The following is an 11500-nucleotide window of genomic DNA, read 5'->3' as shown; positions in this document are numbered from 1 at the left end:
GGGCGGTTCCCGGGGCGGCCCCTGCGCGTGCGTGGCGTCAGTCCGCGTACGTCTCCCCGCGCTCGGCCTTCGCCACCAGGGAGGCAGGCGGGGTGAAGCGCTCGCCGTAGGTGGCGGCGAGCTCGCGGGCGCGGGCTACGAAGCCGGGCAGGCCGCCCTCGTAGCCGTTGACGTACTGGATCACGCCACCGGTCCAGGCGGGGAAGCCGATGCCCATGATGGAGCCGATGTTGGCGTCGGCGACGGAGGTGAGCACGCCCTCGTCCAGGCAGCGGACGGTGTCCACGGCCTCGGCGAAGAGCATGCGCTCCTTCATGTCCTCGAAGGGGATCTCCGCGTCCGGCTTGGCGAAGTGCTCGCGCAGGCCGGGCCAGATGCGGGTGCGCCTGCCGCTCTCGTCGTACTCGTAGAAGCCGGCGCCGCCGCTGCGGCCGGGGCGCTCGAACTCGTCGACCATGCGGTCGATGACGGTGTCGGCGGGGTGTTCGGTCCACGTGCGGCCCTCGGCCTCGACGGCCTTGCGGGTCTCGTTGCGGATCTTGCGCGGGAGGGTGAGGGTGAGCTCGTCCATCAGGGAGAGCACCTTGGCCGGGTAGCCCGCCTGGGCGGCGGCCTGTTCGATCGAGGCGGGCTCGATGCCCTCGCCGACCATGGCGACGCCCTCGTTGATGAACTGGCCGATGACGCGCGAGGTGAAGAAGCCCCGGGAGTCGTTGACCACGATCGGGGTCTTGTTGATCTGGCGGACCAGGTCGAAGGCGCGGGCGACGGCCTCGTCGCCGGTGCGCCCGCCCTTGATGATCTCCACGAGCGGCATCTTGTCGACGGGCGAGAAGAAGTGCAGGCCGATGAAGTCGGCGGGCCGCGAAACCCCTTCCGCCAGGCCGGTGATGGGCAGGGTGGAGGTGTTGGAGCAGAGCAGCGCGTCGGGGGCGACGACGTCCTGGATCTCCTGGAACACCTTGTGCTTGAGGGCGGTGTCCTCGAAGACGGCCTCGATGACGGCGTCGCAGCCGGCCAGGTCGGCGGCGACGGCGGTCGGGGTGATGCGGGCGAGCAGCTCGGCGCGCTTGGCCTCGGTGGTGCGGCCCTTGGCGAGGGCCTTGTCGAGCAGCTTCTCGGAGTAGGCCTTGCCCTTGGCGGCGGCCTCGGGGGTGACGTCCTTGAGGACGACCTCGATGCCGGCGCGGGCGCAGGAGTAGGCGATGCCGGCGCCCATCATGCCGGCGCCGAGGACGGCGACCTTGCGCACCTTGCGGGGTTCGACGCCCCGGGGGCGGCTGCGGCCGGCGTTGACGGCCTGGAGGTCGAAGAAGAAGGCCTGGATCATGTTCTTCGCGGTCTGGCCGGTGACCAGCTCGGTGAAGTAGCGGGCCTCGATGGTCAGGGCGGTCTCGAAGTCCACCTGGGAGCCCTCGACGGCGCAGGCCAGGATGTTGCGCGGGGCCGGATAGGGGGCGCCGTTCAGCTGCTTCTTGAGGTTGGCGGGGAAGGCCGGGAGGTTGGCGGCGAAGCGCGGGTTGGACGGGGTGCCGCCGGGGATCTTGTAGCCGGGGACGTCCCAGGGCTGCTTCGACTCGGGGTTGGCGTCGATGAAGGCGCGGGCCTTGGCGAGCATCTCCTCGGGGGTGGCGACCAGTTCGTGGACGAGGCCGGCGGCCAGGGCGCGCTGCGGGTTGTACTGGGTGCCCTGGAGGAGGACCTTGAGGAGGGCGTCTGCGATGCCCATGAGGCGGACGGTGCGGGTGACGCCGCCGCCGGCCGGGAGCAGGCCGAGGGTGACCTCGGGCAGGCCGATCTTGGAGCCGGGGGCGTCGAGGGCGACGCGGTGGTGGGAGGCGAGGCAGATCTCGTAACCGCCGCCGAGGGCCGCGCCGTTGATCGCGGCGACGACGGGCTTGCCGAGGGTCTCGATGCGGCGCAGCGAGCGCTTGATCTCGGTGCCGGTGTCGAAGGCGACCTGGGCGTCCTCGGGGCGCAGCCCGATCATGTCCTTGAGGTCGCCGCCCGCGAAGAAGGTCTTCTTGGCGGAGGTGTAGATGATGCCCCGGATGGAGTCCTTCTCGGCTTCGGCGCGGTCGGCGACGGCCGCGATGGAGTCCTTGAAGGCCTGGTTCATCGTGTTGGCGGACTGGTTGGGGTCGTCGAGGACGAGGGTGACGACGCCGGTCTCGTCCTGTTCCCAGCGGATCGTGGTGGACTCGCTCATGTTCGCTACTTCCGTGTCAGGGGAGGGATCAGGGATCTGGGATCGGGGATCAGGACGATCAGACGCGTTCGACGATGGTGGCGACGCCCATGCCGCCGCCGACGCAGAGGGTGACGAGGCCGTAGCGCTTGTCCTGGCGCTCCAGTTCGTCGACGACGGTGCCCAGCAGCATGGCGCCGGTGGCGCCGAGGGGGTGGCCGAGCGCGATGGCGCCGCCGTTGACGTTGACCTTGTCGAGGGAGACGCCCATGTCCTTGACGAAGCGCAGGACGACGCCGGCGAAGGCCTCGTTCATCTCGATGAGGTCGATGTCGTCGATGCTCAGCCCGGCCTTGGCGAGGGCCTTGCGGGTGGCGGGCGCGGGGCCGGTGAGCATGATGGTGGGCTCGGAGCCGGAGACGGCGGCGGAGACGATGCGGGCGCGGGGGCGCAGACCGTTCCGCTCGCCCGCTTCGCGGGTGCCGATGGCGACCAGGGAGGCGCCGTCGACGATGCCGGAGGAGTTGCCGGCGTGGTGGACGTGGTCGATCTTCTCGATCCAGTGGTACTTCTGCAGGGCGACGGCGTCGAAGCCGCCGAGGTCGCCGATGTCGGCGAAGGAGGGCTTGAGCTTCGCGAGGGTGTCGGCGGTGGTGCCGGGGCGGACGAACTCCTCGTGGTCGAGGACGACCAGGCCGTTGCGGTCGGTGACGGGGACCACGGAGCCGGCGAAGCGGCCCTCCTTGATGGCGGTGGTGGCGCGCTCCTGGGAGAGGGCGGCGTACTCGTCGACGTCGCGCCGGGTGAAGCCCTCGATGGTGGCGATGAGGTCGGCGCCGATGCCCTGGGGGACGAAGCCGGTGTCCCAGTTGGTCATCGGGTCGGCGAACCAGGCGCCGCCGTCGGAGGCCATGGGGACGCGGGACATGGACTCGACGCCGCCCGCGAGGACCAGGTCCTCCCACCCGGAACGGACCTTGGCGGCGGCGAGGTTGACGGCTTCGAGGCCGGAGGCACAGAAGCGGTTCTCCTGGACGCCGGCGACGGTGTCGGGGAGTCCGGCGGCGATGGCGGCGATGCGGGCGATGTCGGAGCCCTGGTCGCCGACCGGGCCGACGACGCCGAGGACGATGTCGTCGATGGTGGCGGGGTCGAGGCCGGGGTTGCGCTCGCGCAGGGCGTGGATGAGGCCGACGACCAGGTCGATGGGCTTGGTGCCGTGCAGGGCGCCGTTGGCCTTGCCGCGCCCGCGCGGGGTGCGGATCGCGTCGTACACGTACGCTTCGGTGCTCACAGGTCTTGCCTTTCGGGGGAGGTCCGGGGTGCGTCGGGAGGGGCGGAGCCGGCGGGAGCGGGTCAGCCGAGCAGGGAGCGGCCGATGATCTCCTTCATGATCTCGGTCGTCCCTCCGTAGATGGTCTGGATGCGGCCGTCGGTGAAGGCGCGCGCCACGCGGTACTCGGTCATGTAGCCGTAGCCGCCGTGCAGTTGGAGGCAGCGGTCGGCGACCCGCTTCTGGAGTTCGGTGGCCCACCACTTGGCCATGGAGGCGTGGACGTGGTCCAGTTCGCCGTTCGCGTGGTCGGTGATGCAGCGGTCGAGGAAGGTCCGGGTGACCGCGCATTCGGTGGCCATCTCGGCGATCTCGAAGCGGATGTGCTGGAGCTTGGCGAGCGGGCGGCCGAAGGCCTCGCGTTCCTTGACGTACGTGGTGGTGATCTCCAGGAGGTGTTCGGCGGCGGCGATGGCGGCCATGGCGATGCCCATGCGCTCCTGCGCGAGGTTGGTCATCAGGTGGACGAAGGCACCGTCGAGCTCGCCGAGGAGGTTCTCCTTGGGGACGCGCACGTCGTTGAAGAAGAGTTCGGCGGTGTCCTGGGACTTCTGGCCGATCTTGTCGAGGTTGCGGCCGCGTTCGAAGCCTGCCATGCCGCGTTCGACGACGAGCAGGGACAGGCCGTGCGCCCCGCCCTCGGGAGTGGTCTTGGCGACGACGATCACCAGGTCGGCGAGGATGCCGTTGGAGATGAAGGTCTTGGAGCCGTTGAGCAGCCAGTGGTCACCCCGGTCCTCGGCGCTGGTGCGGATGCCCTGGAGGTCGGAGCCGGCGCCGGGCTCGGTCATCGCGATCGCGGTGATGGTCTCGCCGGAGCAGAACCCGGGCAGCCAGCGGCGCTTCTGCTCCTCGGTGCCCAGGGAGGTGAGGTAGGGGCCGATGATGTCGTTGTGCAGGCCGATGGCCAGGCCGGGGGCGCCGGCGCGGGTGAACTCCTCGGCGAGGACGGCCGCGTAACGGAAGTCGGGGTTGCCGCCGCCCCCGTACTCCTCGGGGACGGCGAGGCCGAGCAGGCCCTGCCGGCCGGCGGCCCGCCAGGCGTCGCGGCTGACGATGCCGTCCTTCTCCCACTGGTCGTAGTGCGGCAGCACCTCCTTGGTGAGGAAGGTGCGGACGGTCTCGCGGAACGCCTCGTGGTCGGCGTCGTAGATGCGGCGTTGCATGGGCCCCCCTAGAGCCAGCTCTTGACGGTTTCGATCAGCCGGGCCGGCTCGGGGCCGACGGGCGTGACGTTGAGCAGGGTGACGCCGGCCTCCCGGAAGGCCTCGACGCGCTCGCGGACGTATCCCTCGGGTCCGCAGAGGGTCATGAGCTCGCAGAACTCGTCGGGGACGGCGGCGGCCGCGTCGCGCTTGCGGCCGGAGAGGTAGAGCTCCTGGATCTTCCGGGCCTCCTCCTCGTACCCGTAGGCGACGGCGAGGTCGTTGTAGAAGTTGCGGCCGACGGCGCCCATCCCGCCCACGTACAGGGCGATCTGGGGCCGGGCCAGGTCGCGGGCCTTCGCCGCGTCCTCGCCGATGGCCAGCAGGCCGCCGGCGACGGTCTGGAGCGGGCCGAGCCCGGCGGGCCGCTTGGCGGCGCCCTCGGCGAGGGCGCTCCCCCAGACGGCGTGCGCCTTCTCGGGGAGGAAGAGGGTGGGCAGCCAGCCGTCGGCGATCTCGGCGGTCAGGGCCACGTTGGCGGGGCCGAGGGAGGCGACGTAGACGGGGATGCGGTCGCGGACCGGGCGGGTGAGGAGCTTCAGCGGTTTGCCGTGCCGGCCGCCGCGTTCGGGGGGCAGGGGCATGTCGGTGATGCCGTGGTGGTCGATGGTCTCGCGGCGCCAGATGCGCCGGCACAGCTCGACGGTCTCGCGGGTGCGGCCCAGCGGCTTGTCGTAGGGCTTGCCGTGCCAGCCCTCGATCACCTGCGGGCCGGAGGCGCCGAGGCCGAGCAGGGCCCGGCCGCCGGACATGGCGTCGAGCCCGGCGGCGGTCTGGGCGATGAGCGCGGGGGTGCGGGAGTAGACGTTGACGATGGCCGAGCCGATCTTCATCCGCTCGGTCCGGGCCGCCAGGTACCCCATGATGGTCGGCGAGTCGAAGCCCCAGGCCTCGGCGACCCAGACGGCGTCGAGTCCCGCCGACTCCAGCGCGGCCGCCTCGTCGGCGGCCCGGCGCGGGTCGCCCGCGTAGTCGAGCAGCATGGACAGTTCCATCAGGCGCCTTTCGTCAGGCCCGGCAGGTCCCAGTCGCGGGCCACGGATGCGGTGTCCGCCCCCGGCCGCGCCGGGCCGCTCGTCACGGCGGTGGGGGTGGCGGAGAAGCGGGGTGCGGGGGCGGGCTGGGTGATCCCGCCGAAGTCGGTGAAGGTGGCGCGGGCGGCGAGGTGCGGGTGGTGCGGGGCCTCGGCGAGGGAGAGGACGGGGGCCACGCAGGCGTCGGTGCCCTCGAAGACCTCGGTCCACTCGGCGCGCGTACGGGTCCTGAAGCGGGCGGCGACGGCCTCGCGCAGCTCGCCCCAGCGGGCCAGGTCCTTGCGGGCGGGGGCCTCGTCGGCGATGCCGAGGAGGCGGACGAAGGTGTCGTAGAACTGCTGCTCCAGCGCGCCGACCGCCATGTACCGGCCGTCGGAGGTCTCGTAGGTGCCGTAGAAGGGACAGCCGCCGTCGAGGAGGTTGGCGCCGCGCCGGTCCTGCCAGCCGCCGGCCGCGACCATCCCGTGGATCATGGCGGTGAGGTGGGCGGTGCCGTCGACGATCGCCGCGTCCACGACCTGGCCGGCGCCGCCGGGGGTGCCGGCGTGCCGGAGGGCCGCGAGTACGCCGATGACCAGGTAGAGGGAGCCGCCCGCGTAGTCGCCGACCAGGTTGGCGGGGACGGCCGGGGGCCCGTCGGGGCTGCCGATCATGCCGAGGGCGCCGGTGACCGCGATGTACGCGATGTCGTGCCCGGCGGTGTGGGCGAGCGGGCCCTGCTGGCCCCAGCCGGTCATCCGGCCGTAGACCAGCTTCGGGTTGCGGGCGAGGCACTCCTCGGGGCCGACGCCGAGCCGCTCGGCGACGCCCGGGCGGAAGCCCTCGATGAGCACGTCGGCCCGCTCGGCCAGTTCCAGCACCCGGGCCGGGCCCTCGGGGGACTTCAGGTCGACCAGGACGGAGCGCTTGTTGCGGTTGGTGACGTCGTAGGCCGGGTCGACGGCGAGCCCGCCCCCGCCGGGCCGGTCGACGCGGACGACGTCGGCGCCGAGGTCGGCGAGGAGCATGGCGGCGAACGGGCCGGGCCCGATGCCCGCCAGTTCCACGACGCGCACCCCGGCGAGCGGGCCGGTCCCTGTCTTCGCCTTCGCCTCTGTCATCGGGCCCCCAGCGTCCCTGGTGCGTGTGTGACACAACTGATGTAACACCAGTGATGCTAGGAAGGCGCCCCATTCCGCACAAGAGCAAGCGCTTAGCCGATTGGCTCGATCTCCGCCTCCCCCACCGCCTCCCCCACCGGCAGCCCGGGCGCGAACGCGCGCACCGCTTGCCACTCGCGTACCGCAGCCCTCATCGCACCCTCCCGCTTACCGCAGGTCACACCTGCGCGCACGGACCGTCGGGACCCACGCTAGCCTCGGCCACCGACACCAGCCGGGAGGAACGTTCCATGACCGAGCACGTCCACCGCAGCCGCCCTCAGCCGGGTCCGGGACGGGACTTCGACCTCGTCCTGTTCGGCGCGACCGGGTTCGTCGGGGCCCTGACCGCCGAGTACCTGGCGCTCCACGCCCCGGCGGGCTGCCGCTGGGCCCTGGCCGGGCGGGACCCCGGCCGGCTGGAGCGGTTGCGCGAGCGGCTGACCGCCCTGAACCCGGCCTGCGCCGGCCTGCCGCTGCTGCGCGCCGACGCCGCCGACGGGGGCGCGGTGCGCGAACTGGCCGCCGCCACCCGGGTGCTGGCCACCACCGTCGGGCCGTACGTCTGGTACGGGGCGGAGCTGGTCGCGGCCTGCGCGGAGGCGGGCACCGATTACGTGGACCTCACCGGGGAGCCGGAGTTCGTCGACCGGATGTACGTCGCGCACGACGCGCGGGCCCGGGAGACGGGGGCGCGGCTGGTGCACGCGTGCGGGTTCGACTCCGTACCGGCCGACCTGGGGGCGTACTTCACGGTGGGGCTGCTGCCGGACGGGGTGCCGCTGCGGGTGGACGGGTTCGTCCGCTCCTCCGCGCTGGCCTCCGGCGGCACCCTGGCCTCCGCCCTCACCGCCCTGGGCAGGGGCCCGCAGACCCTGGCCGCCGCGCGGGAGCGCAGGCTGTACCAGCCCCGGCTGCCGGGGCGGCGGGTGCGCGGCCCGGTGGGGGTGCCGAGGTTCAGCCGGGAGACCGGGACCTGGGCGCTGCCGCTGCCCACGCTGGACCCCCGGGTGGTGACCCGGTCGGCGGCCGCGCTGGACCGTTACGGGCCGGACTTCCGCTACCGGCACTACGCCTCCGTGCGCCACCTGCCGGTGGCCCTGGGCGGGACGGCGGCGCTGGGCACGGCGGCCGCGCTGGCCCAGGTCCCGGCGGCGCGGCGGTGGCTGATGGCCCGTTGGGAGCCGGGCAGCGGCCCGGACGCGGAGCGGCGCGCCCGCAGCTGGTTCACCGTCCGCTTCGTCGGGGAGGGCGGCGGGCGGCGCGTGTTCACCGAGGTGTCGGGCGGGGACCCGGGTTACGGGGAGACGGCGAAGATGCTGGCGGAGTCGGCGCTCTGCCTGGCGTACGACGCCCTGCCCGAGGCCTGCGGCCAGCTGACGACGGCGGTGGCGATGGGCGACGCCCTGCTGGACCGCCTCCAGAAGGCGGGCATCCGCTTCCGGGTGGCGGCGGAGTCCTAAGCCGTGTCCTTCCGATCGGGCCCCGCCCCGCGGCGGCCGCGCAGGGCCAGGAGCAGGCAGGCCGCGGTCGTCACGACGGCGAGCGCGGCGGGGAGGCGCGCGTACGAGGTGCTCGCGACGGGTGCTTCGGCGGCGAGCAGGACCACCGCGGTCGCGGCGACGGCCGCCAGGGCGGGCGTGGCCCGCGGCCGGCCGGGCGGGGCGGTGGCACCGGCCGTCCACGGGTCGGTGACGAGGAGGTAGGCGGGCAGCAGGGCGGCGAGGCAGACCACGAGCCAGAACGGCGGCCCGGTGGCCGCGGCGACCGCGATCGCCGCGGCCGGCAGCACGGTCGTCCGGCGGCGGGCCAGGACGGCCCGCAGCCGCAGGGAGGTCCGGACGGGCCGCGCGTCGACCATCGGAGCCGCCCACCAGGCGGCGGCCGCGGCCGCGACGAGCGGCACCCCGCGCGCCAGGGGCGCACCGGCCACGGCCGGCGGATCACAGGCCGCGACGGCGAGCGCCGTCCCGAGCAGCCGGTCGGTGAGGCGGGAGGTGAGGCGCGCGTACCCGCGTGCACGGGGGCCGTCCCCGGGGGACGGGGCCGGGTGGACGGGAGTGGCGGTGGGGGTCATCGGCGGGCTCCGGGGACACGGGTGCGCAGGAGGGGTGCGAGGGCCAGGTCGAGGGTCTCGCCGGGGCGGTGCGTGACGACCGCGATGCCGTGCTCCACGAGCCCGAAGCGCATGGCGGCGCGCTCCGCCCGCCACAGCCGCAGCGCGAACTCCCCCTCGGTGTCGCCGGGTTCCACGACCGGGTCGCCGGTCGGGACCTCGACCACCACCAGCGGATGGGCCCGCCCGCGCAGCTGCCGCAGGACGTCGAAGATCCGCTGGTCGGCCAGCGGGGTCACGGCGTACACCAGTGCCCCGTCGGGCAGTGCGGGCGGAGGCAGCGGGCCGAGGCCCTCCGAGCGGTGCGCGCGGTCCTTGCGGACGTCCAGCACGCTCTCGGCCACGCGGTAGAAGTACCCCTGGCCGCTGCCGGGCCGCAGCCAGCGGGTCGTTCCGCCGACCGACACGACACCGGCCCGGTCGTGGGTGCGCAGGTAGGCGCGGACCAGCCCGGCGGCGGCCCGGAAGGTCTCGTCGAGGGTGGACCGGCCGGTGACCGGGTCGACCACGTCGGTGAGCGCGTCCAGGAGCACCACGGTGTCGGCGGTGCGCTCCGCCGCGAACCGGTGGACCTGCGGGGATCCGCGCCGGGTGGTGGCGGGCCAGTGGATGCGGCGCTGCCGTTCGCCGCGGACGTACGGGTGCACGCCGGTGACCTCGACGCCCTCGCCGCGCTGCAGCGCCGTGTGCTCGCCGGGGCGTTGCGGCAGCCGGACCGGGACGGGCGTGAGGCGGGCGTGTCCGGGCTCCGGGAAGACGGCGATCTCACCGAGGTCGACGCGCACGGTGCGGCGGGCCAGGCCGCCCTGGTCGTAGACGTCGACGTCGACCGCGCCCAGGCTCCAGCGGCCCCAGCGCGTCACGGTCAAGTGGAGCTCGACGTGGTGGGGGCCGGCCGCGAGGTGGTCGAGCCGGACGCCGTGGCCGGGGTGGACGCCGGGGTCCAGGCGGCCCGCGCCCTCGTAGGCCACCGCGACGCGCACCCGTACCCGTTCGCCCTCGAAGCACCGCCGCGGCTCCACCTCGGCCCGGGCCGTCACCGTGTGCGGGGCCCGGCCGTCCGGCAGCGCGAGGGCGAGCAGCACCAGGGGTCCGGCGGCGAGGGCGAGCACCCAGGGGCGCCCGCTGAGCAGCGCGGCGGCCATCGCGACGGCGGTCAGGGTGCCCAGCCGCAGCGCGCGTTCGCCGGCGCGCCGGCCGGGCGGGGGCGGCGGCGGGGGCCCGGCGGCCAGGTCCGGGTCCTGGTGGCCGTCCAGGGCCCGGCGGACGGCGGCCTCCGCCCTGCGGGCCTCGGGCGGCTCCGGCGGCGTCGGCGGCTCCGGCGGCTGCACGGGCTCCGGCGGCGTCGGCGGCTCCGGCGGCTCCACGGGCTCCGGCAGCTCCGGCGGCTCCGGCGGCTCCGGCGGCGTCGGCGGCTCCGGCAGCTCCGGCGGCTCCGTCATGACGCGGTCGGCGTGCGCGGCAGGGTGCGCGGGGTGGGTACCGACCGGGTGATCTCGCGGATCACGTCGTCGCCGTCGATCTGCCGGACCCACAGTTCCGGCTTGAGGGTGACCCGGTGGGCGAGGGCCGGCACGGCCACGGCCTTGGCGTCCTCCGGGGTGACGTAGTCCCGCAGCTCCAGCACCGCGCGGGCGCGGGCGAGCTGCACCAGGGCCAGACCGCCGCGCGGAGAGGCGCCGACCTGGATGTGCTGGTGGCTCCGGGTGGCGCCGAGGAGGGCGACGACGTAGTCGAGGAGGTCGTCGTCCACCTCCACGGTCTCCACGGCCGCCCGCATGGCCAGCAGTTCGCCCGGCCCGCAGAGGGTGCGCAGCACCGCCTCGGGCGCCGCACGGTCGACGCGGGCGCGCAGCATGCCGGCTTCCTGGGAGGCCGTGAGGTAGCCCATCCGGACCCGCAGCAGGAACCGGTCGAGCTGGGCCTCCGGGAGGCTGTAGGTGCCCTCGTACTCGATGGGGTTGGCGGTGGCCACGACCACGAAGGGCTGCGGGAGCGGCCGGGTGGAGCCGTCGACGGACACCTGCGCCTCGGCCATCGCCTCCAGGAGCGCGGCCTGGGTCTTGGGCGGGGTGCGGTTGATCTCGTCGGCGAGCAGGAGGTGGGTGAAGACGGGTCCGGGCCGGAAGACCATCTCGGCGGTGCGCTGGTCGTAGAACGGGGCGCCGGTGACGTCGGACGGCAGCAGGTCGGGGGTGAACTGGAGGCGGGAGAAGTCCAGTCCGAGGGTGGTGGCGAAGGAGCGGGCCAGCAGGGTCTTGCCGAGCCCCGGGAGGTCCTCGATGAGGACGTGGCCCCCGGCGAGGACGCCGAGCATGACGAGCTCCAGCGGTTCCGGGCCGCCGGCCACGGCGGTACGGATCTCACCGAGCACGGCCGCGGCCCGCTCGCCGGCCTGTCGGGGCGCCCGGCCGGCGGGGCCCGGGACGGGCCGGCCGGCCGCCCCGAGCCGCCCCCCCCCGGGCCGGGGGCGGCGCCGGGTGCG

At 74.4% G+C, this 11500-nt stretch carries 9 protein-coding genes; 1 reads left to right on the top strand and 8 read right to left on the bottom strand.

Annotated elements, in window-relative coordinates:
- Positions 1–37: 37 nt before the first annotated feature.
- The 5 genes from ACFVXK_RS20640 to ACFVXK_RS20620 form a co-directional block, all read right to left on the bottom strand.
- Entirely contained in the window at positions 38–2209 is a 2172-nt protein-coding gene (locus ACFVXK_RS20640) for a 3-hydroxyacyl-CoA dehydrogenase NAD-binding domain-containing protein (RefSeq protein ID WP_389613667.1), read from the bottom strand.
- 58 nt (positions 2210–2267) lie between these two features.
- On the bottom strand, positions 2268–3482 hold the full coding sequence (locus tag ACFVXK_RS20635) for an acetyl-CoA C-acetyltransferase (protein WP_389613665.1): 1215 nt from the start codon (positions 3480–3482) through the stop codon (positions 2268–2270).
- Positions 3483–3544: 62 nt separating this feature from the next.
- On the bottom strand, positions 3545–4687 hold the full coding sequence (locus ACFVXK_RS20630; protein ID WP_389613663.1) for an acyl-CoA dehydrogenase family protein: 1143 nt from the start codon (positions 4685–4687) through the stop codon (positions 3545–3547).
- Positions 4688–4695: 8 nt separating this feature from the next.
- Positions 4696–5721, bottom strand: a complete 1026-nt coding sequence (locus tag ACFVXK_RS20625) for an LLM class F420-dependent oxidoreductase (protein ID WP_389613661.1) — start codon at positions 5719–5721, stop codon at positions 4696–4698.
- Positions 5721–6860 (bottom strand): CaiB/BaiF CoA transferase family protein, encoded by a 1140-nt coding sequence (locus ACFVXK_RS20620; protein WP_389613659.1) that lies wholly within the window; start codon positions 6858–6860, stop codon positions 5721–5723. The genes ACFVXK_RS20625 and ACFVXK_RS20620 overlap by 1 nt, the downstream gene beginning before the upstream one ends.
- A gap of 290 nt (positions 6861–7150) precedes the next feature.
- On the opposite strand from ACFVXK_RS20620, the gene ACFVXK_RS20615 reads away from it, so the two are divergent.
- Positions 7151–8362, top strand: coding sequence for a saccharopine dehydrogenase family protein (locus ACFVXK_RS20615; protein ID WP_389613657.1), 1212 nt, complete (start codon positions 7151–7153; stop codon positions 8360–8362).
- On the opposite strand, the gene ACFVXK_RS20610 is transcribed toward ACFVXK_RS20615, so the two are convergent.
- From ACFVXK_RS20610 to ACFVXK_RS20600, 3 genes are read right to left on the bottom strand one after another with little or no spacing between them, the layout of a single operon-like run.
- Positions 8359–8976 carry a hypothetical protein gene (locus tag ACFVXK_RS20610; RefSeq protein WP_389613655.1) on the bottom strand — a complete coding sequence of 206 codons (618 nt, stop codon included), beginning with the start codon at positions 8974–8976 and terminating at the stop codon, positions 8359–8361. The genes ACFVXK_RS20615 and ACFVXK_RS20610 overlap by 4 nt on opposite strands.
- Positions 8973–10457 carry a DUF58 domain-containing protein gene (locus ACFVXK_RS20605; protein WP_389613653.1) on the bottom strand — a complete coding sequence of 495 codons (1485 nt, stop codon included), beginning with the start codon at positions 10455–10457 and terminating at the stop codon, positions 8973–8975. Before ACFVXK_RS20605 ends, ACFVXK_RS20610 begins: the two co-directional genes overlap by 4 nt.
- Positions 10454–11389, bottom strand: coding sequence for an AAA family ATPase (locus tag ACFVXK_RS20600; RefSeq protein ID WP_389613651.1), 936 nt, complete (start codon positions 11387–11389; stop codon positions 10454–10456). Before ACFVXK_RS20600 ends, ACFVXK_RS20605 begins: the two co-directional genes overlap by 4 nt.
- Between the last annotated feature and the right edge of the window lie 111 nt (positions 11390–11500).

It is taken from the genome of Streptomyces sp. NPDC058157 (assembly GCF_042884105.1).
GTDB lineage: Bacteria > Actinomycetota > Actinomycetes > Streptomycetales > Streptomycetaceae > Streptomyces.
The sequence above is the reverse complement of the archived record's forward strand: the minus strand, read 5'-3'. Positions and strand labels throughout refer to the sequence as shown.